General features: G+C 62.9%; 21 protein-coding genes. 12 read left to right on the top strand and 9 right to left on the bottom strand.

Going from position 1 to position 23,906, the window contains the following annotated elements; translation table 11 throughout:
• Positions 1 to 8 precede the first annotated feature (8 nt).
• Together G8767_RS21270 and G8767_RS21265 are read right to left on the bottom strand one after the other, a co-directional pair.
• Positions 9 to 1,232: a DUF5931 domain-containing protein gene (locus tag G8767_RS21270; RefSeq protein WP_166811608.1), complete on the bottom strand. Its 1,224-nt coding sequence runs from the start codon at positions 1,230 to 1,232 to the stop codon at positions 9 to 11.
• The gene (locus G8767_RS21265) at positions 1,225 to 2,403 is read right to left on the bottom strand and encodes an AI-2E family transporter (protein ID WP_124569042.1); all 1,179 of its coding nucleotides are present in this window, start codon (positions 2,401 to 2,403) and stop codon (positions 1,225 to 1,227) included. Before G8767_RS21265 ends, G8767_RS21270 begins: the two co-directional genes overlap by 8 nt.
• A 192-nt stretch (positions 2,404 to 2,595) precedes the next feature.
• Here G8767_RS21265 and G8767_RS21260 point away from each other — a divergent pair, with 192 nt between their 5' ends.
• Both G8767_RS21260 and G8767_RS21255 read left to right on the top strand, forming a co-directional pair.
• Positions 2,596 to 4,074 carry an adenylate/guanylate cyclase domain-containing protein gene (locus G8767_RS21260; RefSeq protein ID WP_003945952.1) on the top strand — a complete coding sequence of 493 codons (1,479 nt, stop codon included), beginning with the start codon at positions 2,596 to 2,598 and terminating at the stop codon, positions 4,072 to 4,074.
• 9 nt (positions 4,075 to 4,083) lie between these two features.
• A complete protein-coding gene (locus G8767_RS21255; protein ID WP_166811606.1) occupies positions 4,084 to 5,190 on the top strand; it encodes a YbhN family protein in 1,107 nt (368 codons plus the stop codon).
• Here the strand turns inward: G8767_RS21255 and G8767_RS21250 are convergent.
• On the bottom strand, positions 5,187 to 5,867 hold the full coding sequence (locus tag G8767_RS21250) for a FadR/GntR family transcriptional regulator (RefSeq protein WP_007734477.1): 681 nt from the start codon (positions 5,865 to 5,867) through the stop codon (positions 5,187 to 5,189). The genes G8767_RS21255 and G8767_RS21250 overlap by 4 nt on opposite strands.
• A 163-nt stretch (positions 5,868 to 6,030) precedes the next feature.
• On the opposite strand from G8767_RS21250, the gene G8767_RS21245 reads away from it, so the two are divergent.
• The 4 genes from G8767_RS21245 (at position 6,031) to G8767_RS21230 (ending at position 10,366) form a co-directional block, all read left to right on the top strand.
• Positions 6,031 to 7,767, top strand: coding sequence for a 2-isopropylmalate synthase (locus tag G8767_RS21245; protein ID WP_166811604.1), 1,737 nt, complete (start codon positions 6,031 to 6,033; stop codon positions 7,765 to 7,767).
• A 78-nt stretch (positions 7,768 to 7,845) separates the two neighbouring features.
• The gene (locus G8767_RS21240) at positions 7,846 to 8,394 is read left to right on the top strand and encodes a YceI family protein (RefSeq protein ID WP_050655476.1); all 549 of its coding nucleotides are present in this window, start codon (positions 7,846 to 7,848) and stop codon (positions 8,392 to 8,394) included.
• Positions 8,395 to 8,458: 64 nt separating this feature from the next.
• Positions 8,459 to 8,836 carry a DUF3054 domain-containing protein gene (locus G8767_RS21235; RefSeq protein ID WP_047889123.1) on the top strand — a complete coding sequence of 126 codons (378 nt, stop codon included), beginning with the start codon at positions 8,459 to 8,461 and terminating at the stop codon, positions 8,834 to 8,836.
• A gap of 57 nt (positions 8,837 to 8,893) precedes the next feature.
• The gene (locus G8767_RS21230; protein ID WP_047889122.1) at positions 8,894 to 10,366 is read left to right on the top strand and encodes a peptide MFS transporter; all 1,473 of its coding nucleotides are present in this window, start codon (positions 8,894 to 8,896) and stop codon (positions 10,364 to 10,366) included.
• A gap of 6 nt (positions 10,367 to 10,372) precedes the next feature.
• Here G8767_RS21230 and G8767_RS21225 read toward each other — a convergent pair whose 3' ends face one another.
• The 3 genes from G8767_RS21225 to G8767_RS21215 form a co-directional block, all read right to left on the bottom strand.
• Entirely contained in the window at positions 10,373 to 11,110 is a 738-nt protein-coding gene (locus G8767_RS21225; protein WP_047889121.1) for a sulfite exporter TauE/SafE family protein, read from the bottom strand.
• A 30-nt stretch (positions 11,111 to 11,140) separates the two neighbouring features.
• Positions 11,141 to 12,820 carry an NTF2-like N-terminal transpeptidase domain-containing protein gene (locus G8767_RS21220; RefSeq protein ID WP_166811602.1) on the bottom strand — a complete coding sequence of 560 codons (1,680 nt, stop codon included), beginning with the start codon at positions 12,818 to 12,820 and terminating at the stop codon, positions 11,141 to 11,143.
• A gap of 107 nt (positions 12,821 to 12,927) precedes the next feature.
• Positions 12,928 to 14,685, bottom strand: coding sequence for a penicillin-binding transpeptidase domain-containing protein (locus G8767_RS21215; protein WP_166811694.1), 1,758 nt, complete (start codon positions 14,683 to 14,685; stop codon positions 12,928 to 12,930).
• 157 nt (positions 14,686 to 14,842) lie between these two features.
• Between G8767_RS21215 and G8767_RS21210 the strand changes: the two genes are divergently transcribed.
• From G8767_RS21210 to G8767_RS21195, 4 genes are all read left to right on the top strand, one after another.
• Entirely contained in the window at positions 14,843 to 15,397 is a 555-nt protein-coding gene (locus G8767_RS21210) for a hypothetical protein (protein WP_095971400.1), read from the top strand.
• Between the two features lie 219 nt (positions 15,398 to 15,616).
• Entirely contained in the window at positions 15,617 to 17,218 is a 1,602-nt protein-coding gene (locus tag G8767_RS21205) for an ATP-binding cassette domain-containing protein (RefSeq protein ID WP_166811600.1), read from the top strand.
• Between the two features lie 51 nt (positions 17,219 to 17,269).
• Complete coding sequence (locus G8767_RS21200) at positions 17,270 to 17,809, top strand: hypothetical protein (RefSeq protein WP_166811598.1); 540 nt, start codon at positions 17,270 to 17,272, stop codon at positions 17,807 to 17,809.
• A 143-nt stretch (positions 17,810 to 17,952) separates the two neighbouring features.
• Complete coding sequence (locus G8767_RS21195; protein ID WP_095971403.1) at positions 17,953 to 18,723, top strand: alpha/beta fold hydrolase; 771 nt, start codon at positions 17,953 to 17,955, stop codon at positions 18,721 to 18,723.
• Between the two features lie 18 nt (positions 18,724 to 18,741).
• On the opposite strand, the gene G8767_RS21190 is transcribed toward G8767_RS21195, so the two are convergent.
• Positions 18,742 to 20,775 (bottom strand): heavy metal translocating P-type ATPase, encoded by a 2,034-nt coding sequence (locus G8767_RS21190; protein WP_240952517.1) that lies wholly within the window; start codon positions 20,773 to 20,775, stop codon positions 18,742 to 18,744.
• Between the two features lie 157 nt (positions 20,776 to 20,932).
• Complete coding sequence (locus G8767_RS21185; RefSeq protein ID WP_166811596.1) at positions 20,933 to 21,583, bottom strand: DUF305 domain-containing protein; 651 nt, start codon at positions 21,581 to 21,583, stop codon at positions 20,933 to 20,935.
• Positions 21,584 to 21,799: 216 nt separating this feature from the next.
• On the opposite strand from G8767_RS21185, the gene G8767_RS21180 reads away from it, so the two are divergent.
• Positions 21,800 to 22,513 (top strand): response regulator transcription factor, encoded by a 714-nt coding sequence (locus G8767_RS21180; RefSeq protein WP_166811594.1) that lies wholly within the window; start codon positions 21,800 to 21,802, stop codon positions 22,511 to 22,513.
• On the top strand, positions 22,510 to 23,616 hold the full coding sequence (locus G8767_RS21175) for an ATP-binding protein (RefSeq protein WP_166811592.1): 1,107 nt from the start codon (positions 22,510 to 22,512) through the stop codon (positions 23,614 to 23,616). The genes G8767_RS21180 and G8767_RS21175 overlap by 4 nt, the downstream gene beginning before the upstream one ends.
• Here G8767_RS21175 and G8767_RS21170 read toward each other — a convergent pair.
• Complete coding sequence (locus tag G8767_RS21170; RefSeq protein WP_003945505.1) at positions 23,600 to 23,890, bottom strand: YiaA/YiaB family inner membrane protein; 291 nt, start codon at positions 23,888 to 23,890, stop codon at positions 23,600 to 23,602. The genes G8767_RS21175 and G8767_RS21170 overlap by 17 nt on opposite strands.
• Positions 23,891 to 23,906 lie beyond the last annotated feature (16 nt).

Below are 23,906 nucleotides of genomic sequence, written 5' to 3'. Positions count from 1 at the left end.
CCTGTTCGTCAGTCACGCTCACTCTTCCCCTTCGGAACGTTGATCTCCCATTCGGTGCCCTCCCCCGGCCCGGTTTGCAGGACCGCCGTTCCGCCGAGCGCCTGCACTCGACCGAGAATGGACTTCGATACTCCCATGCGGCCTTCGGCCTCGGCCTGCGCCAAGCGGCCTTCGGGAATTCCGACGCCGTCGTCGCGGACGCTGACGATCACCTCGTCCGGCAGATCTTCGAGCAACACGTATGCCTTCGCCGCGGGCCCGGCGTGGAGCCCGACGTTGGACAGAGCGTTGTCGACGATGGCAGCCAGTTCGATGGCTCGATCGCGCTCGATCACGACCGGGTGCGCGGGCGTCGACACCGACACCGACGTGCTGGCCTGTGTGGTCAACAACGGACACAAATCCACTGTCTGCCCGCCGACGTCTGCCGCGGCACCCGAAACCTGCTCGGAGATCAGCATTCTCAACGCGACCTCCTGCTCTCCCGCCAGAGCTGCCAGTTCCGCTGCCTCGCCGCCGAGTGCGGCTCCGCGCCGGCGCACCATCGCCAGGACCTGCAGGACGCCGTCGTGTACTTCGCGTGCCAAGCGTTCACGCTCTTCCGTTGCCGCTGCCAGACGTACGGCTTGTTCGAGTTGCCGATGCGAGCGCCGAGCAGTGGTGGTGGCCAAGCCCAACGCCAGACCAACCGATACGAGAACGGGAGCCGTCGCATCGCGCCAGAGATCCAGGTTGACCTGATCGCGGATGATCGCGCTGGCCGCCGAAATGACAACTCCGGACGCCATGCCGAGCCACGGCCCGCCGAGAATTGCCGCGGAGATGACGGCGTTGGTAGCCCACAGCGTGGTGGGGAGCGTCTGGTGATTCTGATACCACTCGTGGTCGGAGACCAGCCTCGTCGACGCCATCAGCAAGATGACGACCACCTGATCGGCGATCACCACCTGGTACCGCGGCAGCGTCTTCCCGAACACGGCACCGGAGGTCCCGAGCAGCAGTGCCGACACCCCGGACCACACGGCCATCAGAGCGACGAAGAACCAGCTGAGCCGAGAGTTGGTGTAGTCGGAGGCCGAAGCGAACTGGTAACTGATCGCGTACACCAGCGTGACGAGGCGAAACGCCTGCGCCGCCCGCCACAGCGGCGCATCCGGGTCGGTGTCGACGCCCGACGCCTCGCGAACGGTCGGCTGGTAGTGCAGCCGGCGACGGCGCGTGGGCTCAGTCATCGGGAGGCGTGGGGTTCACGACGCGAGGCTCGGCGCGCGGCTCGTCGGGTTCGGCGGGGAACAGCGGAGTCTCCGGGTCCTCGACGTGTAGCTCCGCGTACGCGACGTCCGGGTCGTCGGCGAGGAGGGAACGAATCGCCGTGTTGAGGACGGCGACGATCGGAACAGCCAAGAGCCCGCCGACGATTCCGGCGAGGACGATGCCCGTGGTAATGGCGAGAACGACTGCCAGCGGATGCAGGCGAACTGCGCGACCCAACAACAGCGGTTGCATCACGTGCGCTTCGAGCTGCATGACGCCGATGATGATCCCGAGAACGATCAAAGCGGTCAGAAAACCCTTCGTGACCAGAGCGACAAGCACTGCGAGAAAACCGGTCAGAAATGCACCGACGATAGGGATGAACGCGCCGATGAACACCAACGACGCCAGCGGCAGGGCGAGCGGCACCCCGAGGATCGCGAGGCCGGCACCGATTCCGATCGCGTCGGCGGCGGCAACCGCGACCGTGGCGCGCACGTAGCCGATCAGCGACCCGAAACCTGCAGAACCGGCGATCCGCACGCGACGTCGAGCGTCGGTGGGAACGATCCGGGTGACGAACTGCCAGATCTGGTCGCCGCCGTAGAGAAAGAAGATAAGGGTGAACAGCGTCAGCAACGCCCCGGTGAAGATCTCGCCGATGACCGTCGCCGTGGTCAAGGCGCCGCTGGTAAGGGACTCACGATTGGATTGGACCGACTTGACGACCGAATCACCCGCCTGGCGGATCTGATCCTCGCTGAAGTGAAGCGGACCGCTGGTGAGCCAGTTCTGAATCTGTGTGACGCTGGCCGTGAACTGGTCGGTGAGCTGCGGCAACCCGTCGATGAACTGCTCGACGACAAACGTCATGATTCCCGCGACCAGTCCGATCGAGGCAAGCAGAACAACGATCACCGCTGCCGAGCGAGGAACACCCCACACTTGTAGCCGATCGACCACCGGAATCAGCAGAGCCGATGCCAACAGAGCCAGCCCCACCGGGATGAGCACGGTTTCGAGACGTAGAACCACGTATCCGAGAACCAACAGTCCGGCGAAGATCACAATGAGGCGCCACGACCATTCCGCCGCGATGCGCACGCCGGGATGCACCGCCCGAGCGTCGGCGGAGATGGGTTTGTTCATCCTCGAAGCTCGCTCCGCACGCCCCCTGTTTGCGTTCACATCGCGAGCCTAACCGGACCGGCCGACACAGGTGAGCGGACGAATAATCGGACGCGCGTACCAACACTTCGACCTCTGCCAGCTAAATTGAACCCTGTGCGGGCCTCATACAGAGCAATAGCGGTGACCATCCGCAGCCGGTGGCCCCTCTATATGCTCTCCATGCTCGCAGCCAACCTGATCGGCGCGGTCCTGGTTTTTGCCTTCGTCCGGTACGGCGTGCCGATCCAGGAGTCCGACGCGATAGTCGCCGACCGGGTCCGCAACTTCGCGATCTTCGGCGTGTACCTGGCATTCGCCGGTGCCGTCAGCCTCACCGCGGCGGCCATGATGTTGAAGTCGGTCATTCGCTGGCGGCTGCGCGGAGGTCCACCGACGAGGTCCGAACAGATGGCGGCACTTCACGCGCCTCTTCGCCAGGCCATCGTTCACCTGGTGCTGTGGATTCTGGGCGGCATCATCTTCGTGTTCCTGACCATCACCGAGATGCCCGGACTCGCGATCGCCGTGATCGTGACGGTCTGCATGGCCGCGACCACGACCTTCGGGTTCACCTACATGCTCGGCGAGCGCATCTTGCGTCCGGTCGCCGCCCAGGCGTTGAGCGAGGGCGAATTCGATCGGACCATGGCGCCGGGCGTCGGAACCCGGCTGGCGATGACCTGGGGACTCGGCACGCTGATGCCCGTCGCAGGCATCATCTTGCTGTGCTCGACGCAGCTCACGACCGATCTCGAGTTCTCCCCCGACTCGCTCGCGTGGGCGATCCTGCTCATCTCGATCATGGCGATCGTGCAGGCGTTTGCACTGTCGATGCTGACGGCTACCCAGATCTCCGATCCGATCCGCCAACTGCGACGCGCCATCGAGCGAGTGCAGCGCGGCGCCACCGACGTACGCGTCGAGGTGTTCGACGGCAGTGAGATCGGCCGGCTCCAGGTCGGCTTCAACCGCATGATGAAAGAGTCCGACGAGCGTCGTCTGTTGCGTGAGCTGTTCGGTCAGCACGTCGGCGAGGACGTGGCCCGGCGCGCGCTGAAGTTCGGTACCGAACTGGGCGGCGAAACTCGATTCGTGGCAGTTCTCTTCGTCGACATGGTCGGATCCACCGGCGCCGCTGCCGAGCGCCCGCCGGGTGAAGTGGTCGAGCTGCTCAACGAGTTCTTCCGTGTGGTCGTCGACGTCATCGATCGCCACCACGGTTTTGTCAACAAGTTCATGGGTGATGCGGCGCTCGCAATTTTCGGTGCACCACTCGATCGCCCCGACGCTCCGACGGCGGCCCTCGCGGCGGCTCGCGAGCTGCGGTTCAAGCTCAACGACATCACCGGCCTCGACGTCGGAATCGGCGTGAGCGCGGGGCTCGCGGTCGCCGGCAACATCGGTGCTGCCGAACGTTTCGAGTACACCGTGATCGGCGATCCGGTCAACGAAGCGTCGCGACTCACCGAGCTCGCGAAGCTTCGGCCCAGCCGAGTGCTGGCGTCGACGAGCGCGCTGTATTTCGCCGACGAAGAGGAACAGGCCGAGTGGGAACTCGGCGAGCAAGTCCAACTGCGTGGGCGCCGACGACTGACGCATCTGGCGTGGCCCGAAAAGTATCCAGAGGTCGATCCGGATCAAATTGGTTAGGGTGAGTCGATGGCTCAGCCTGGAAACACCCCACGGCGACTGAGACGACCACGCCCGCCCGTGGCCGAGACCAGTCGGGCCAGAGGGCGCTTCTGGTGGCTGAAGTGGGTACTCGGGATAGCGCTCATCGCCCTCCTGCTAGTTGAAGGCGCATATCTCTGGCCCAGGCTAAGTGAGGCCTGGCGGGTCCTGACCGAAATCCATTGGGGTTGGGTGGCCGCGTGCGTCGCGGCCCAACTCATTTCACTCAGCGGTTACGCGTCCGTTCAACAACGTCTGCTCAATGCCGCCGGTGTGGTTGCCGGTCACCTCAAGAACCTCTCGGTCATCTATGCCAGTACAGCAATGGCGCTGACGTTGCCTGCCGGCCAGGTCTTCTCCACTGCGTTCACGTACAAGCAGACTCGAAAGTGGGGCGCTACACCGGTTGTCGCATCCTGGCAGTTGGCGATGTGCGGTGTCATCGCCGCCGCGACGCTGGCACTACTCGGCGCTACCGGCGCAGCGGCGTTCGGCACCAAGGTCAGCCCTGTGACGCTCACGATTTCGCTCGTCGGCATGGCAGCACTGTTTCTGGCATTGCGATACATAGCCCAGAATCCCGGCAGCATCGAGCGCATCGGGCACCGAGTTCTGGCGCTGTACAACCGTTCTCGCAATAACCCGACCGGGCGCGGTATGCACCGTTGGTCCGAAATCCTCAAGCAACTGGATTCGGTCGAGCTCAGCCGCACCGACTCGGTCATCGCATTCGGGTGGTCGGCCATCCATCGTGTCGCCGATGTCGCTTGTTTGGGTTTCGCATGCTGGGCGGTGGGCGCGGAACCCTCCTTCGCGGGGCTCCTGATTGCTTTTACCGCCGCCAAAGCAGTCGGCAGCATTCCGCTGCTTCCCGGCGGGCTGGGCTACGTGGACACCGCACTGATCACCGCGCTGACGATCGCCGGTGCCAGTGGAGCGCAGGCAATTGCGGCATGGTTTGTATATCGGATGGTCAGCTTCATCATGGTCGCTGTCGCCGGTTGGATCGTCTTCTTGATCACGTTCCGCGCGACGCACCACGAAGACCTCGAGATGGACCTCGAATTCGAACGTCGAGAACAGCCGGGCGTTTAGCGTCGCAACGCGGCCGCCATGTCGTCGAGGTGGGCTCGGCTGATCCGTACCGCTGCCTCCGCGTCACCGGCTTCGATGGCGTCCACCAACATTCGATGCTCGTCCGCGTCGGGCTGACTGTGGGGATGCAGGTCGAGAACCGCGATCAACTCGATCAACGCGGCCCGCAGACGCGGCACAAAAGTCTCGAAGAGTTCCGACAGCACGGGATTGTGGGCCGCATCCACCACGGCTCGGTGGACGGCGATGTCGGCGTCGACGAAGGCCGCGTCACCAGAGTGCGCAGCGGCAGTTCTACCGTCCAACGCTTGCCTCAGAGCCGCGACGTCCACGGCGTCGCGGCGCTGCGCAGCGAGCCGAGCCGCTTCGATCTCGACCGCGTTCCGCACCTCGACGACGTGAAGGATCGCCTCGGCTTCGAGCACGCGCGGCCACTGATCCGGAGGCGTCGTACTCCGCAGGAAGACACCGGCGCCCTGTCTCGATTCGAGCATGCCGAGGCCCGCGAGAGTCCGCACCGCTTCCCTGATGGTGGACCGCCCGATTCCCAGCTGCGCCGCCAGCGTGGTTTCACCTGGAAGTTTGGCGCCGACTTCCCATTCACCGCTCACGATCCGCGCTCGCAGCAACTCCGCGGCCTGGTCGGTGAGCAGCCGACGCTCGACGATCGGTGACACGTTAACTCCTCAGGTTGTCTGATAAGTGATTTCGTTCTAGTGTAGCCCGCATGGCTACAGGAGCACTCCTTCTCGACTGCCGCGGCGGGGCCTGAAAGACCGGCACCCCTCCGCGGGGTTTCGCCATGCCGGTCTCTCTACTCGACCGCAGGAGAAACCGAAGATGAGCACTACCCGCGCCAACCACTGGAACAACCAGAAGCCGTCACCCATGCCGTCCGAGCGCTATCGCGCCGCGTGGGATCGCGTCGAGATTCCGGCATTCGAACGGACCTGGCCGTCCAATCGCACCACCGCGGCACCGCTGTGGGTGCCCGTCGATCTGCGTGACGGCAACCAAGCCCTCGCGGAACCGATGGACCCCGAACGCAAGCGTCGGATGTTCGAACTGATCGTGGCGATCGGCTACAAGGAAATCGAAGTCGGCTACCCCTCCGCGAGCCAGACCGACTTCGATTTCGTGCGAGACCTGGTGCGATTCGATCTCGTTCCCGAAGACGTCACCATCGTCGTATTCACCGCCGCGCGTACGGATTTGATCGAGCGGACATACCAGTCGATCGAAGGACTGCCGAACGCGGTCGTCCACATGTACACGGCGACGGCGCCGACGTGGCGAAACGTCGTTCTCGGCAAGGAGCGAGAAGAGCTGCACGACATGATTTTCCGCGCCGCGCAAGACGTGGCCCGCGGAGGCGAAGGCCACGACGGATGGCGATTCGAGTTCTCGCCCGAGGTCTTCAACCTCACTGAACCCGATTACATCCTGCAGGTGTGCAACAGTCTCACCGAACTCTGGGACGCCAGTCCCGATCGTCCGGTCATCCACAACCTGCCTGCCACAGTCGAAATCGCGACCCCCAACATCTATGCCGATCAAATCGAATACATGCACCAGAATCTGGCTCGACGTGATTCGGTGATCCTCTCGGTCCACCCGCACAACGACCGCGGCACCGGGGTTGCGTGCGCCGAACTGGCAGTCTTGGCCGGTGCCCAACGCGTCGAGGGGTGCTTGTTCGGTAACGGCGAGCGCACGGGCAACGTCGACCTGGTCACACTGGGGCTGAATCTGCATGCACAGGGCGTCGATCCGGAGATCGACTTCTCCGACATCGACAAGATCCGTCGAACAGTGGAGTACTGCAACAGAATTCCCGTCCACGAGCGCCACCCGTACGGCGGCGATCTCGTGTACACGGCATTTTCCGGAACCCACCAGGATGCGATCAAGAAGGGCTTCGCGCATCACTACGAGAGTGCGGCGGCCGCCGGCGTCGATCCGGGGTCGACGCCGTGGGCAGTCCCCTATCTGCCGATCGACCCCGCCGACGTCGGCCGCGACTACCAGGCGGTCATTCGCGTGAACAGCCAGTCGGGCAAGGGTGGAATCGCATATCTGCTGCAGACCGAATACGGGGTTGAACTCCCCCGCCGCCTGCAGATCGACTTCGCCTCACGGGTGCAGCTCGAGACCGACGACTCGGGCACCGAAATGACAGCCGATCAGCTGTGGAACCTGCTGCTGCGCGAGTACGGGTACAACGGAGGAGTGCGGCGGTACTCGCTGGAACACACCGCCGACGGTGATCAGTTGTTCGTCGCCATCGAACGCGACGGGCGCGAGGTCACCGCTGCAGCCAGCGCGTCCGGACCGATCGAGGCATTGAGCAAAATCCTGACCGAACAGGGCTCGGCGGTCGAGGTCGTCTCGCTCACCCAGCATTCACTGCCCCGCAACCCGGAATCTTCCGGCAGTGCAAATTCGGCAGTCACCATCGCAGAGTGTGTGGTGAACGGCGAAGGACGCTGGGGCATTGCGGTGCATCAGTCGGTGACAGCATCGGCGCTTCACGCGGTCTATGCCGCAAGCACACCAACTGTGATGCAGCTCACATGATCTTGCGGAAGGATTTCTCGGGGTCCATAGTTGAAGCTACAAGAACTTGAACATTCAACTACTTATTCAGGAGCTTCCATGACCACCGCAACCTTGCCCGCATTGACCGCCGGAACCTGGGTCATCGACACCGTCCACTCCACCGTCGGATTCTCGGTTCGCCACCTCATGGTCTCCAAGGTCCGTGGAACGTTCGACGAGTTCTCCGGAACGATCACCGTTGCCGAGGACGGCACCCCGGCCGTCGAGGCCGAGATCTCCGTGGACTCCATCAACACCAAGAACGAGCAGCGCGACGGCCACATCAAGTCCGCTGACTTCTTCGACGTGGAGAAGTTCCCGAAGGCCACCTTCAAGTCCACCGCAGTGCGCGCCAAGGGCAGCGACTTCGTCCTCGCCGGCGACTTCACGCTCCACGGCGTCACCCGCGAGGTCGAGCTGAACCTCGAGTTCAACGGCGTCAACCCGGGCATGGGCCAGGGCCCCGTCGCCGGATTCGAAGCCACCACCGTCATCAACCGCAAGGACTTCGACATCTCCATCGAGATGCCCCTCGAAGGCGGCGGAGCAGTTGTCGGCGACAAGATCACGATCACCCTCGAGATCGAAGCCGGCCTGCAGGCCTAACAGCACTGTGCGCCTTTATTAACCGCCCGCGGTTAATAAAGGCGCACAGTCGTATGGTGTGAGCGTGAAGAAGTACGCACCATTCCTGCTGATCGACGCCATTCTTGTCATAATCTTCTGCGCGATAGGGCGCCGTACCCACGAAGAAGCCAACGCGCTCGCCGGTCTGGCGAAGACATCCTGGCCCTTCCTGACCGGCCTGGTGATCGGATGGGCTGCCACGTTCGCGCTGTACCGCGACAAGTTCAACGCCGTTCTCCTTCTTCCCACCGGCATTGTCGTTTGGCTCGGCGCCGTCGTCATCGGCATGATCCTGCGAGTGTTGAGTGGCCAGGGCACCCAGTTCAGCTTCATCGTCGTCGCGACGCTGGTCCTCGGCGCGTTCCTTCTCGGTTGGCGCGCACTCGCTCCGCTGGTATCGAAAATCCGCACCAAGTCGTAACCAAACTCCACGGCTCGGAACTACCCGAAATGCTCGAGCACGTAGGACACTTTTCGGATGAGCAACACTACGGAGCCCGTCGAACGTAGCGAGAAAGAAGACCGGGGGTTCTTCGGCCAACCCTTTGCGCTGGCGAACCTGTTCGGCGTCGAGATGTGGGAGAGATTCTCCTTCTACGGGATGCAAGGCATCCTCATCTACTACCTGTACTACAGCGTCAGCGACGGCGGCCTCGGCATCAGTCAGGCGGCAGCGACCAGCATCGTCGGCGCGTACGGCGGCACCGTCTATCTGTCGACGATTCTCGGCGCGTGGGTGGCCGACCGACTTCTCGGCTCCGAGCGCACGCTCTTCTACAGTGCTTCGCTGGTGATGGCCGGCCACATCGCCTTGTCGGTTCTTCCCGGTATGTGGGGTGTCGGCGTCGGCCTGGTCATGGTCGCCTTCGGCAGCGGCGGCCTGAAGGCCAATGCGACCTCTCTGGTCGGAGATCTCTATTCCGAACAGGATGTTCGCCGCGACGCCGGATTCTCCATCTTCTACATGGGCATCAACATCGGCGGTCTTGTCGGCCCACTGCTCACCGGAGCCGTCCAGGACGCCTGGGGATTCCACGCCGGTTTTGCTCTCGCCGCGGTCGGCATGGCTCTCGGCCTGATCCAGTACACGCTGGGTCGGAAGCATCTTCACGGAATCGGTGCCGAGCCCGGCAACCCGTTGCCCGCAGACAAGCGCGCGCTCTACATCGGGATCGGCATTGCCGCGATCGTCGTCGTCGCGGTCGCCTCGATCACCGGTTTGATCACGGCCGACAACATGTCCGACGTCGTTGTCGGACTCACGATCGTCGCGTCCGTCGGTTACTTCCTCCTCATGCTCACCAGCAAGAAGGTGACCAAGGTCGAACGCAGTCGAGTCTTTGCGTTCATCCCGATGTTCATCGCGAGCGCGGCCTTCTGGTCGCTGTTTCAGCAGCAGTTCACCACTGTGCCGGTGATCTCCGACAAACTCCTGGACCGCAATCTCTTCGGTTGGGACTTCCCACCGACGTGGGTGCAGTCGATCAATCCGGTGTTCATCATCATCTTTGCCGGTGTGTTTGCAGCGATGTGGACAAAACTCGGTGACCGTCAGCCGTCGTCGCCGATCAAGTTCGCTCTCGGTACCGGCACGATGGGTCTGGCGTTCCTGGCGTTCATCCCGATCACCGGTGGTGGACCGAACAGTGCACCGCTCCTCGGCCTGGCCGGCGTGCTTCTGCTCTTCACCTTCGCGGAACTCTTCCTGTCCCCCGTCGGCCTTTCCCTTGCAACCAAACTCGCGCCCGAGCATTTCCACACTCAGATGGTGGCGTTGTTCTTCTTGTCCGTTGCGTTGGGTTCTTCGATGGCGGGAACCTTGGCCGGTTACTTCGACATCGACGACAGTCGCCCGTTCTTCCTGATCATCGGTTTCTCGTCGATCGGAATCGGAGTGATTCTTGCTCTTGCCTCGCCGTGGATCAAGAAGCTGATGCAGGGCGTGAAGTAGACGGGCTCACTTCACCCACAACCACAGAGCCAACACGAATCCCGCTGTCGCTACTGCCACACGCAGTACCGATGGCGGGATTTTCTTGACGACGGGCGGGCCACACCACCCTCCGGCCAAAGCGCCGAGTGCCATCGCCAACGCGGCCACCCAATGCACCTGTCCGGAGAAGGCGAAGATGAGTGCAGCCACAAGATTGGCAATGCCGAGAAAGAAGCTCTTCAGGATCGTTGCACGCCACACCGTTTCGGAAGTGAGGATGAGCGTCGCGGCCAGGAAGATGACGCCGGCACCGGCACCGAAATAGCCGCCGTAGACCGCGACGGCAAACAGTGCTGCCGAGTAGATTCCGGGACGGTCACCACCGCCCGACAGCTCACGAATCTTCGGTTGCAGTAGCAGCGCGAGCGAGGCGAACACGACCATCGCCGGCACAACGGATTCGAACGAACCTTCCGGTGCCAACCACAGAATCAGGGCACCGACGATGCCACCGGCAGCCGAATAGAGAGACCAGCGAACAAGTTTCGGACCGGTATCGGCAACTTCACGGGACGAGTTCGCCAATGCGCCGACGCCGACGGCCACCAACGCGACGGTATTGGTCATGTTCGCGCTGACCGGCGAGAGCCCGACGCTCAGCAGCGCCGGATACGAGACGATCGACGCAAGACCGGTGACAAAACCGACTAGACCGCTGAAGAATCCCGCTACGACGAGGAATAGGAAATCGAGCAGGTTCACGAACCAGGAATCTACTCGCGGTGCTTGGTACTACTTGTCGGCAGGCTTGCCGAGTTCCTGGAAGAGCTTGTCCGTCATCTGCATTGCTCGATCACCACCGTCGGCGTCTGCGACGAACACTGCAAACGCGAAGTCTCCGCGCGCTCCGTAGAACCAGCGATCGTCACCGCTCGCTGCGCCGGCCGCCATCATGTCCGGGTACCCAGCCAGTCCGCCGGCGCCTCGCATGGCGTCACGCAGACGATTGTTGACGTCGCCGGGTAGTGCTGTCGGCGCGACGTCGGCGGTTGCCGGTTGTCCGAAGACCATCATCGGCAGCGGGGCACTGCCGCGGGCGATCGATGCCGCGAGCATCGCCATTCCGAACGGAGTCACTGTCGGCGCGCTCGCGTCGTTGGACGTCTTGTTGGCCATGACGTTGTTCATCGCCTGGTCCACGCCGGGACGGTTCGCGGCAAGCACTGCTGTCTGCTGTTCGAGTCCCTGAATGTGGAAGCCGTTGCCGAGTCCGAGCTGCTGCCCGGTGTCGGCCAACTGCTCGGCTGACACGCTGCCGGGGTCGACGCCGTTCTGCATCGACGATGCGAGACGGACCAGATCGAGTGCGCCACCGGCCGGGCGTAACCCGGTGAAGGCGATCGGGCCCTGTTCGATGGCCTGATTGTTCTGTGCTGCAGCCAGAATGGCACCGTCCGACGGGCGGATCGCCACGATGGCCGCGGGAGTACCTGCACTGACGACAGCTTCGATCGCGGCGAGTTGAGCGTGCGAGTCGAGAGTCGCGGCAACGTCGGGGCCGGGAGGTCCCTGGAAGCCAGCTTGCTTGATCGGGAATCCGTTGGGCTCGACCAGGTTGACCGCCCAGCCGGCGGTGGCGTCGCGATTGGCCTGCCACACGGTCCGCAGCGGGTCCAGCAACGGCGAGTTGATGCGACGGTCGGAGGCGATCAGCTTGGGTGTCTTGACCACGACGACGCCGGGGATCGCAAAATCGCTTTCCAGGTAGGCGTAGTCGGGATCGCGGAGCAGTACGGCGGTGACGGGCTTGCCGGGGTTGGCGGCGAGGTCGGCCAACATCGACTCCGAAGTGACCAACGGAGCGACAGGTTCGAGCACCGTGGCGAGGCGACGAGTGGTGTCCACGGGGTCCGGCATGGTGGCCGGGTCGAGAGTGATCGCGTTGATGGTCTGCTCGTTCATGAGCAGGGTGCCGGTGCTGTCGACTACCTTCGGCGGCGCTGCGTCCGTGCGGGTGTACGAGACGGTGCGACCGTTGCCGAGGTCGGGAACGAGGACCGACGGGTCCCAGGACACACGCCAGCCGACCGACAGATCGCGAACCTCACCCTGCGACTGGTAGCTCCAGTCCTTGCCTTCACCGAAGTTCCAGGACGCGTCGAGAGTGAAGAGTCCGGAGTCGCTACCCAGGTCCATGACCTGAGCGACGTCGAAGTCGGTGGACTTGGCGGCAAGCCCGTCGAACATCTGCTGGATCGACGGCCGCGCGGCGTTGGGGTACGACGTGAGCGCTGCGGCAGCTTCGGCGTCGTGGTTGTTGAGGGCGGTGACGAAGTCCTCCACCACCGAGGCGGCGTCGGATTTCTTCTCCCCACCGATGACACACGACGCGAGCGCCACTGTCAGAACGACAGCAGTTATCGACGCAACGACATATTTTCCACGACGGTTGTGCTGTCCTCCGGGCCCCATGCATGTAACTCTTTACTTCTGTCACACGAGTAACAAGCACGGGATGCCTACGAACGTGTCACGGTTGAGCTACGACGGTGTGATCCAACTGCAACGGAAAACAGGTTTCAGCGCAGAAAAGTACCCGCTACCTGCACTGCAGGTGAAGAGCTGTCCGCACCCGCGATGAATACCGCAAATGCGAGATCTCCCTTGATTCCGACAAACCACCCGTGTGCTGGACCACCTTCGGTTTCGGCCGTACCGGTCTTGCCCAGAAGCCCCGGAATGTCCTGCAACGACGTTGCCGTACCTCCTGTGACGGTCTCGCGCATCATCACCCGCAACTGTTCGGTCACCTCCGCGGGAGCAGGGGCCACCGTCTGATCCGCGACACCGGCCTGTCCCTTGACCAACATCGGCGCGGGTGTCGTTCCGTTCGCGATCGAGGCCGCCACCAGAGCCATCCCGAAAGGCGTGGCGGTCACGGTGCCCTGTCCGATCGCACTCTCGACACGTTCGGCGGGCGTGTTCGCGTCAGGGACGTTGCCCGTCACCGTCGTGAGGCCGGGGGTGACGTAGTCGACGCCGAGCCCGAACTGCAGCGCCGCTTTGTGCAGAGCATCGGCGGGCAGACCGACGGCCATCCTGGCCATGGTGGTGTTGCACGACTTCGCGAACGCGGTGTGCAGCGGAACCGATCCGAGGTCGAACTCGTCGTCATTGGGGATCTGACGGCCCTCGATGTTCTCGGTACCCGGGCACGCCAGAACGGTGTCCGGTGTAGCGACGCCGGCTTGCAGGGCCGCGGACGTCGTCACGGTCTTGAACGTCGAACCCGGCGGGTACAGGCCGGTCAACGCGATCGGGCCCTGTGCGTCGGCGGGGGCGTTCTGGGCCACCGCCAACACCGCTCCGGTCGACGGCTGCAGCGCAACGATCGCCGCCTGTTGCGTAACCCCGGCGAGCGCGTTCTCGGCCGCGAGTTGCAGCGGTCGGTCGATGGTTGTCGCGATGTTCGGAGCAACCGGCCCGTCTTGGCCGGCGACGGTGGTGACGGTTCCGTTCTGCTTCACCTGCTGCACCGCCCAGCCTGCGGACTTGTCCTGCCCCTCCTGCCACAGATCGGACAACCCACTGAATGTCGGCGACGCCAAAGTCTTGTCCACCGAGAGCAACCGAGCCTGCGGCGCCAAGCTCACTCCAGGAATCGCCGCCAACCGCTCCTCGATCGGTGCAAGATCCTCGGCACGCAAAGTGATTGCGGTGACCGGCTTCCCGCTTGCCGACGCAAGATCGCCGCTCAGTGATGCCGCCGTGATCGTCGGAGCGACAGGCGAGAGCAGGGCCGCCACCGCTGCCGTGTCCACCGGTGGAACCGCAGCGGAATCGAGATTGACCAGCGTCACCACCTGCTGCTCCATGATCGGCTGGCCCGCCGCGTCCAGCACCGACGGCGGAGCACCTGTCGTGGGTGTGTAGCGCAGCGTCGTCGAGGAGGTCAGGTCCGGGGCGAGCAGCGCCGGATCCCACTGGATCAGCCAGTTGTCGCCGCTTTTCGACGCGTTTCCCTGCGTCGAGTAGTTCCAGTCCTGCCCCTCACCGAACTTCCACGCCGCGTCGAGCGTGAACGTCCCCGCGGAATCGCCGGACTCGGCGGCGTCGGAAACGGTGAATGTTCCCTCGTCCTTGCCCAGCCCCTCGATCAGAGCCGAAATCGCAGTCGACGCCGCCGCCGGATCGGTGGTCAGGGCTGCTGCCGCCTGCACGTCATCCGATGTGAGTGCGGAGGCGAACTCCTCTGCCACTGATTTCGGCTGGTCAGGGCCAGAACTGCAGGAAACTACCGATCCTGCGGCCAATGCCCCCAGAGCCACGGCAGCCATGGGACGACGGAAAGTTCGGAAGCTCTGACGAGCATGTGGAAGGCGCACGACTCCGATCATGCCCGAATTTGTGGCGCCGGTTCGACTATCGGTGTAATCATGTAATCAGTGCAATAAACGCACATCAGGGCTCCACCAGCTTTCCGAGGAGAACGCCATGAAGAACTCACAAGGCTCCGGTGACCGCAGGTTCGGCCGACCCGGAGGTTGGCAACAGGCATCGGTTCCCGACGCGAGTGATGCGTCCGACTGGTTTGCCGGTCGACTTCCAGATGACTGGTTCACCGGCAGCGCCGACGTCCAGGTCGACCGCGAAGAAATCGTCGTGATCGGTGAACTCCCCGCAGTCGACGGTGGCGAGGCCGCCGCGGACGGAAGGATCTCACGCTTTCGCGAAACCACGCGCGCCGATCGGATGCGCATAGCGGACGAGGCCGAGGCTCGCTACGGACGCAAGGTCGCCTGGGGCGTACGCCTGGACGAAAAGACCGTCCTGTTCACACATCTCGCAGTTCCGGTGATGACACGACTACGTCAGCCCGAACGCAAGGTTCTCGACACCTTGGTGGACGCGGGAGTTGCTCGCTCGCGAGCGGATGCACTCATGTGGACAGTCCGGTTGGCGGGCAAGCACAGCGAACAGTGGCTCACCGAGCTACGAGAAGCGATGTCGAAGGTCGACGACCTGAGATCCGAGGGTCCGAAAATCTGAAGGCCCGAAGAATCTGAGCACCGAACACCGACGAGACCGACAGCACAGAATAATTCGATTGCGCGGGATCGTTCGAGTGCTCTAACCTGAAACACGAATCATTCCCGACAGAACAGGAAACGGGCCGTTGCTCCTCTAGAGGTTCATTTCGCGAAGGCACTCGCACCCATCAGCAGTTGCTGAGCCGGGCGCACAGTCCAAGCACCCTCTGGAGTACTCATGACCCAATCCCATTCTTCTCTGTCGCTCTCGGATCTCACCTTCACCTGGCCGGACGGCGAATCAGTCTTTTCCCGCAACAACTTTGTATTCCCCAGTGGCCGTGTCGGTCTCGTGGGACTCAATGGATCGGGAAAATCGACTCTGCTGCGATTGATCGCAGGAGAGCTCTCACCGGAATCCGGATCCGTGACCGCTTCCGGCGAGGTCGGCTACCTCCGTCAGGACATCACACTCGATCCGAGTGTTCGGGTGGATGACATCCTCGATATCCACGAACTACGAAACGCATTGCACCGCATCGAAACCGGTGACGGATCCGAGACCGATTTTGCACTCGTGGACAACAACTGGGATATCGAGGAGAGCGCTCTCTCCACCTTGCATCGACTCGGCCTCGCGAAGGTAGTTCCGGATACGGCGGCACTGAGCCGAACCGTCGGCGCCCTCTCCGGCGGAGAGACCGTCCTACTCGGCCTGACCGCAACGCTGCTGAAAAATCCGCAGGTGCTGCTCCTCGACGAGCCGACCAACAACCTGGACCGCGACGCTCGATCACGAGTTCATGCTGCAGTCCAACAGTTTCCGGGAACCGTACTGATCGTCAGTCACGACCGGGAACTGCTCGACACCGCGGAGTACACGGTCGAACTACGTCGGGGGGATCTACGCGTGTTCGGCGGCAACTACTCGCACTACCAGGAGGTCGTGACCGCTGAGCAGGAAAACGCACTCGCCACCGTTCGCGACGCCAAGGCCGATCTGGCGAAGCAGAGCCGCGAGCTGATCGACGCTCGAACAAAACTGGACCGACGTAAGCGCTATGGGCAGAAGATGTTCGAGAACAAGCGGGTGCCACTGATTATCGCGCAAGAACGAAAACGCCAAGCCCAAGTTTCGGCCGGAAAGCTGGCCCTCAACCATATCGGGAAGGTGGACGAGGCCAAGTCTGCCCTGTCGGAGGCAGAGGAACTCCTTCGAGACGATCGCGAGATCCGCCTGGACCTTCCTGCTACAGAGGTTCATCCGGGGCAGCAGGTTGCGCGGCTCGACGAGGTGACGTTGCGGAGCGGCCAAGTGGTATCGCTCCAGATCACCGGGCCGGAGCGGATTGCGATAATGGGACGCAACGGAATCGGCAAGACGACGTTGCTCGATGCACTCGCTGCGTCGACTCCGTTCGTAGCCTCTCGTGCGCTCCCCCAACGTCTCGACGTGTTCGACGAGGATCTCTCGGTGGCGGACAACGTCGCATTGGCTGCGCCACACGCAACGGCCGAGGAAATTCGTGGGCAGTTGGCACGGTTCCTTTTCCGGGGAACGGATTCCGATGTGTTGGCATCTGCGCTCTCGGGCGGTGAACGATTGCGCGCGGCGTTGGCGACGATCCTTCTGGCCGAACCCGCGCCCCAGCTGCTTCTTCTCGACGAGCCGACCAACAATCTGGACCTACCGAGTCTCGCCCATCTCACGCAGGCACTTTCCGATTTCCGCGGTGCCATGGTGGTGGTGAGTCACGATCTGCCGTTCCTTCGCGACATCGGTATAACGCGGTGGATCAGCATGGACGAGAATGGTATTCAGGACGTCGATCCCGAGTAGGTCGACGGTTGACGCTATCGGCGCGAGACGGTCTGGCCTTACTGTGGGGCGATGTGCCTTCACCTCGACGCAACCGCCGCCCTGTCGATTGCAGGTTGGGTTCGCGAAGAACCTACTCGATCGGCCTCTGCCCCAGTTCCGCAACCGCTGGTCGGCGTTTGTGATCAACTCGTCGTGTGGGCGAGCTCGTTCTCCGTACTTGCCAGTTCAGACGACCAGGTGTGGTTTCTCTCGGCGGAGAACTATGCCGGTGGAGTTGGTATCAGCGATGAGGCGTTTCCCTGGAATGCGTTCCGGCACGAGAGCCTGGCGGTCGCTTCCGGGCCCGCTGAGCGCGCGGCGATCAACGCCTTCTGGTCCGCTCACCTCCCGGTTCTGCTGTCGGTACGCAATGGGTACGAGTACTTGGCGCTCGCTCCGGACGGTCAGGTCGTCCGTGGGGGAGAGCCGGAGTTCGAGGAGGTCACCGTCGTCGCCGCTGATTTCGAGGCTCTGCTTCGGGGCATAGCCGCAGGCGTCAGCACGGCAGACCCCGTCACCGATGCACTGCTTGGCACAGTGGGTGCTGCCCGGCCGGGCGGTGACCGGTAGCTCTGAGGGAAGCCGAGTTGATTGCTCGACTGTTCGTGAAAGTTCCCGGCATACGTCGAAATGGCTCCGGTCGGCTACTCGAGTTCACGTGCGTAGTAACTGGCACCCATACTGGACGGGTGTTGCACGATGTGAGAAATCCGGTGGACGGTGCGCGGATCACCTATCAGATCGTGGGCGACGGCCCACCCCTGTTGATGGTGCACGGCACTGCGTTGTCTCGCTCCATCTGGCGTGGCTTCGGGTACGTCAAGGCGCTCCAGGAACAGTATCGTCTGATTCTCGTCGACATGCGGGGTCACGGACGCAGCGACAAACCACACGACTCCGATTCGTATGCAATGGATCTGGTGGTCGGCGATCTCCTGGAGATCCTCGACACGGAGTCTCCGTTCGAACCGGCGCACGTCCTCGGATACTCGTTCGGCGGGCGCTCGGTGATGTCGCTGACTGTCGAGCACTCCGAACGGGTGCGATCGTTGACCGTCGGAGGCGGTAGTAGCCGACCGATGACGGGCGCGTTCGACGCATTGTTCTTCCCAGGCTGCATCGACGCACTCGAAAGCGGCGGTATCGAAGGATTTCTGACCGGTTGGGGCGCGAGACGCGGCAAACCGGTGGATCCTCAGACCGCGACTGCCTTTCGAATCAACGATCCCCTCGCACTCGCGGCCTACATGCGGCGTGCGGAGAAGGAGCAGGGCATCGACGACGCCGTGCTTCGCCGGATCGCCACGCCGACTTTGTTGTTCGTCGGATCGAGAGATCGCGAGCGCCTGCCGGATACCGAGCATCTGGAGTCCATGATTCCGGACAGTGCTTTGGCCGTGATCGAGGGGGCTGATCACGCGAGCGCGGTCGCGGACTCCGAAGCTGTGCTGCGTGCGCTCATTCCGTTCCTGAGCCGACAGTAGTCCGCCTTCATCCGCTCACTACTGCGGTGTGAGCACTCTCGACTCGAGCGCGGTCACCGGTGGTTGCCGCAAGTCCAAGCGGCGCAGCAACTGAGCATTCGCGGCAACGACCACAGTGGACACCGACATCAGGATTGCTCCGACCTCCATCGGCAGCACGAACCCGACGGGCGCCAGTACTCCCGCAGCGAGGGGAACCGAGATCGCGTTGTATCCCGCTGCCCACCAGAGGTTCTGAACCATCTTCCGGTAGGTGGCGCGGGACAGCTCGATGACCGAGCTTACCGAACGCGGATCATCGCTGGCCAGAACAACTCCCGCCGACGCGATCGCCACGTCGGTTCCGGCACCGATCGCGATACCCACATCCGCCTGGGCAAGTGCCGGCGCATCGTTGACCCCGTCACCGACCATCGCCACGCGGTGGCCCGCAGCCTGAAGCCGAGATACCTGTGCTCCCTTGTCCTGCGGAAGCACCTCGGCGAAAACTTCGTCGATCCCGAGCCTGCGAGCCACCGAATGGGCCACGGCCTCCGCGTCTCCCGTGACCATGGCCACGCGCACACCGCGAGCGTGGAGGGCGTCGACGGCCAATGCAGATTCCGGGCGAATCTCGTCGGCCAATGCCAATGCACCGATCACCTTCTCGTCACGCACTACATGCAGGACGGTCGACCCGTCACTCAGCCACTCTTCGGTCCCCGGGATCGCTGTGGCCCCGACCGATCTCAACATCCCCGGTCCGCCGACACCGACGCGTGCACCGGCGACGTCCGCAGCAACCCCGATCCCGTTGTGCGCCTGAAAGTCGGAACCCGAAGTGAAGTCGAGCGACAACTCCCGCGCCGCTGCGACGACGGCGCGCCCGAGTGGATGTTCGCTGTCGAACTCGACGGCAGCTGCCGCGCTGAGCACGTCATCATCGGAATACCCGTCGACACCGCGTACGCCGACCACTGCGGGCTCACCCTTGGTGAGAGTGCCGGTCTTGTCGAAGAGAACGGTGTCTACGTTGCGCATCGCCTCGAGGGCCATGCGGTCGGTGATCAAGATCCCAGCCCGAGCCGCCCGTTCCGTCGCGATCGAGACGACGAGCGGAATCGCCAACCCGAGCGCGTGCGGGCAGGCGATCACCAGAACGGTGATCGTCCGGGTGACTGCGCTCTCCGGGGTGCCCCAGATACTCCAGGCGATCGCGGTCAGCACTGCCGCGCCGAGTGCGTACCAGAACAGCAGAGCAGCGGCCTTGTCTGCCAACACCTGAGCACGACTCGACGAGTTCTGTGCCTGCTCGACCAGGCGCCGGATACCGGCGAGTGCGGTGTCTTCTCCCACCGCGGTGACTCGAATCCGAAGTGCCGAGTCGGTGGCTACGGTGCCGGCCACCACCTGATCTCCGACAGTCCGGCGGACGGTCTTCGACTCGCCCGTGATCATGGATTCGTCCATGTCGGCGCTTCCCTCGACGACCGTTCCGTCCGAGGGAACTCGGGCGCCGGGGCGAACTATCACCAGGTCGCCGGTAGCCAGAGCTGCGGTGGGCACGGTTTCCACCGACTCCCCCACCACCCGTTCGGCCTCGTCGGGCAGCAAAGCGGCAAGAGAGTCCAAGGCGCTCGAAGTCTGACTGAGCGAACGCATCTCGATCCAGTGACCCAACAACATGATCACGATCAGGAGCGCGAGCTCCCACCAGAAATCAAGAGTGTGATCCACCCAGTGCAGACTTGCAGCCCAAGAAGCGAAGAAGGCAACGGTGATGGCAAGTGCGATCAGAAGCATCATTCCGGGTTGCCGAGAACGTATTTCGGCGACAGCGCCGGTGAGGAACGGCTTGCCGCCCCAGAAGTACATCACCGTGCCGAGTACCGGTGAGATCCATTCCACCAGAGAGTTTTCCGGAAGGGTGTACCCGACCAGATCAGCGAACATCGCATCTGCCGCAACAACCGGAACTGCGATTACCAGCATGACTGCGAACAACGTCCGGAACTGTGCGACGTGATCCCCGTGACCACCGTGTGCCCCATGCTCCATCTGACTATGGTTCATCTGACTGTGGTCCATCTCGCTATGGTCCATCTGACTGTGATCCATGTGGCGGTCATCCCCTCGCGTGTGATTCCGGCACTGCAGCGGTCAAGCCATCAGCCTCGAACGTATGCCCGGCTCAGCCACCGAGCAAGGTCACGCGGCCAACGTCAATCGCTCAACTCCCCTTCAACATCGCTTCCATCTGAGTGATTTCTGCCTGCTGACCGGCGATGATAGCTTCTGCCATCTTCTCCGCCGATGGATCGAGCCCGTTGTCGAGTTCGGTCTGAGACATGGTGATGGCACCCTTGTGGTGCTCGATCATCATCGTCAGCCACAACTTGTCGAACTCCGCGCCACTGGCGTCGGTGAGGGCGGTCATGTCGTCGGCCGACATCATGCCCGGCATCTCGGCCATCCCGACGCCGTGTCCCGCATGCGCCGAATCATCCATGCCCTCCATCGAACTCGACGAAGGATCGGGGCGTCCCCACTTCGTCAGGAATTCGGTCATCTGAGCCATTTCCGGGCCTTGCGCTGCCTCTATCTGCGCTGCAAGCGAGAGAAGTTCCGGATTGTCGGTTCGACCGTCGACCATTCTGGCCATGTCCAATGCCTGCGCGTGATGCGGGTACATCCCTTCGAGAAACTCGATGTCGGCGGCATTGACACCCGCGGGAATCTCCGACTGTGCTGCGACGCTGGTTGTTTCGGAAGAATGGTTGACACTCTCCCCGGAGTTGTCCGAGCATCCGGCAATCAACAGTGCTGCCGCTGCCACAACCGGAACGAACCGCGTGGCGCTCTTCCTGACCGTCAAAGACATGTTTTCACTCCCGAGAGTTGATTCTGTTCGATATGCACTGCACCACAATTGATTTGACGACAGTGCTGCAAATGCACAGTTGCCACGTTACCGGCGGAAATCCGCATCGAAGCCCGATAACCGACCCAAACAGGCTTCCTTCATCGAATCTTCACAGTCGAACGGAAATCACCACGCGACAGAAATGCACACACGCAGTCGACTAACCTCGGTTCGATGAGCGCCGAACTACGACCTGGCGAGGAACCGGGGCGTGTTCTTGTCGTCGACGACGAGACTGCCCTTGCGAAGGTTGTCGCCAATTATCTGACACGCGAGGGATTCACCGTGCGCCTCGCCCACGACGGGCCGAGCGCAGTACGTTCGGTGCGCGACTTCGAGCCCGCACTGATCGTGCTCGACCTGATGCTTCCGGGCTTCGACGGTCTGGAAGTCTGCCGGCGGATCCGCACGTTTTCCGACGCGTATGTCCTGATGCTCTCCGCCCGCGGTGACGAGTCGGACAAGGTAACCGGGCTGGCAGCCGGCGCAGACGACTACGTGGTCAAACCCTTCGGCCCCCGCGAGTTGGTTGCGCGAGTGAAAGCACTGCTCAGACGGCCACGCGCGTCGAGCTTGCTGCCGAAAGTACTGCCAACGCCTCCCGGACTCGACATCGACGTCCTGTCCCGCACGGTTCGTGTGGACGACACCCTGGTCGATCTCACTCCCACCGAGTTCACTCTGTTGTCCGCACTCGCATCCCGACCCGACGCTGCCTGGAGTCGGGCCGAGATCATCACCTCGGTGTGGGGGTCGTCCTGGTTCGGGGACCAGCACATCGTCGACGTCCATGTCCGTGCGTTACGCCGCAAACTCGGCGACGACGCGACCGATCCTCGGTTCATCAGGACCGTCAGGGGCGTCGGATACTCCCTGAGGTCGTCATGAACGCGGTCGTCATGAACAAACTCGGGTTACGCGGAAAACTGCTGCTCGCGCAGCTTGTCGTTCTGTTCGTCTCCTGCCTCGCCATCGCCGCAGTCGCCATTGCCGTCGCTGCCCCGCTCTTTCACAACCACCTCATGATGGCCGGCATCGAAGACTCGAACGTCCGTACCCACACCGAAGAAGCTTTCGCTCAGACGATGACCATCGCTCTGTTGTGCGGGATTGCAGTCGCACTGGTGGGCGCCGGCATCGCCGCGGTCTACATCGTCCGACGCATCACCGCCCCGATCTCAACGCTGGCGGAGGCGGCGCAAAGCGTCGCCGACGGGAACTTCGACGTGACTATCGGCCGGTCCGGCGTAGATGCCGATTTCACGCGTCTCGAAACTGCCTTTGCCGACATGGCGGCACGCCTTGATCATTCGGATCGGGTCCGCAAACGCCTGCTTGCCGATCTTGCCCACGAATTACGCACTCCGGTATCGACTTTGGCTGCGTACGTGGACGGCATCGAGGACGGCGTCCTACCCGCGGACTCCTCTTCGTGGTCGGTCATGCGCGATCAACTCGAAAGACTGCGTCGGCTCTCTTGTGATCTGGCGGACGTCTCCGCTGCCGACGAACACGCTCTCGAACTCGATCGCCGGGATGAGAATATCGACGACATCGTTTGCAGCGCAACGGCAGCAGCGGCGCCGCGTTTCGCCGATCGTGGAGTCGAATTGACTACCGCGCTACCTCCGCAACCGATCACGGCCGAGGTCGATCGCCAACGAATCGACCAGATCCTCGCCAACCTGCTCGAAAACGCGTTGCGGCACACTCCGAGCGGAGGTTCGGTGACGGTGACACTCGCGCGGGAAGGCGAGCACGTCTCGGTGTCCGTCACCGACACCGGTGACGGAATTCCCACAGACGAACTCGAATCAGTCTTCGACCGTTTCCATCGCGGTGATCGATCCGACGGTTCCGGTTTGGGGCTCACGATTGCGCGTAGCCTCGCGCTCGCACACGGCGGCGATCTTTTGGCGCTCCGAAACGAACAACCTCCCGGCAGCACGCTGATCCTCACCTTGCCGACAGGTTTCAGGCTGCCGCTTTGAACGGATCGTGCTCGGCGATCAACTTCTCGAGTCGAGCCTCGTCCACTCGAACCCTGACTGTCGACGCCTCCTGCTGATCACGAATCACCTTGGCCAACGTGAACGTACTGGTGACCAGGAACAGCAATGACATTCCGAGAAATCCGCGTTGCCACGCATCGATCGGAAGATACGCAATTCCGAGGAGGGTGCCGACAAAACTGACGGCAAAGGCTATTCCGGCCTGAAGATAGAAGGCTGCAGTGGTCTTCGAAGGTGTTGTCGGTGTGCTCATGCTTCGAAGTCTGCTC

The organism is Rhodococcus sp. IC4_135 (assembly GCF_011602025.1).
In the GTDB taxonomy this organism is placed as follows: domain Bacteria; phylum Actinomycetota; class Actinomycetes; order Mycobacteriales; family Mycobacteriaceae; genus Rhodococcus_F; species Rhodococcus_F baikonurensis.
This window is presented reverse-complemented; position numbering and strand designations above follow the sequence as displayed.

Coding starts and splice junctions, on each gene's coding strand:
- G8767_RS21270 (WP_166811608.1), bottom strand. CDS start 1,232: ATGACTGAGCCCACGCGCCGTCGCCGGCTGCACTACCAGCCGACCGTT.
- G8767_RS21180 (WP_166811594.1), top strand. CDS start 21,800: ATGAGCGCCGAACTACGACCTGGCGAGGAACCGGGGCGTGTTCTTGTC.
- G8767_RS21255 (WP_166811606.1), top strand. CDS start 4,084: ATGGCTCAGCCTGGAAACACCCCACGGCGACTGAGACGACCACGCCCG.
- G8767_RS21215 (WP_166811694.1), bottom strand. CDS start 14,685: ATGGCTGCCGTGGCTCTGGGGGCATTGGCCGCAGGATCGGTAGTTTCC.
- G8767_RS21210 (WP_095971400.1), top strand. CDS start 14,843: ATGAAGAACTCACAAGGCTCCGGTGACCGCAGGTTCGGCCGACCCGGA.
- G8767_RS21260 (WP_003945952.1), top strand. CDS start 2,596: ATGCTCTCCATGCTCGCAGCCAACCTGATCGGCGCGGTCCTGGTTTTT.
- G8767_RS21200 (WP_166811598.1), top strand. CDS start 17,270: ATGTGCCTTCACCTCGACGCAACCGCCGCCCTGTCGATTGCAGGTTGG.
- G8767_RS21175 (WP_166811592.1), top strand. CDS start 22,510: ATGAACGCGGTCGTCATGAACAAACTCGGGTTACGCGGAAAACTGCTG.
- G8767_RS21230 (WP_047889122.1), top strand. CDS start 8,894: ATGAGCAACACTACGGAGCCCGTCGAACGTAGCGAGAAAGAAGACCGG.
- G8767_RS21265 (WP_124569042.1), bottom strand. CDS start 2,403: ATGAACAAACCCATCTCCGCCGACGCTCGGGCGGTGCATCCCGGCGTG.
- G8767_RS21170 (WP_003945505.1), bottom strand. CDS start 23,890: ATGAGCACACCGACAACACCTTCGAAGACCACTGCAGCCTTCTATCTT.
- G8767_RS21240 (WP_050655476.1), top strand. CDS start 7,846: ATGACCACCGCAACCTTGCCCGCATTGACCGCCGGAACCTGGGTCATC.
- G8767_RS21220 (WP_166811602.1), bottom strand. CDS start 12,820: ATGGGGCCCGGAGGACAGCACAACCGTCGTGGAAAATATGTCGTTGCG.
- G8767_RS21190 (WP_240952517.1), bottom strand. CDS start 20,775: ATGAACCATAGTCAGATGGAGCATGGGGCACACGGTGGTCACGGGGAT.
- G8767_RS21205 (WP_166811600.1), top strand. CDS start 15,617: ATGACCCAATCCCATTCTTCTCTGTCGCTCTCGGATCTCACCTTCACC.
- G8767_RS21245 (WP_166811604.1), top strand. CDS start 6,031: ATGAGCACTACCCGCGCCAACCACTGGAACAACCAGAAGCCGTCACCC.
- G8767_RS21185 (WP_166811596.1), bottom strand. CDS start 21,583: ATGTCTTTGACGGTCAGGAAGAGCGCCACGCGGTTCGTTCCGGTTGTG.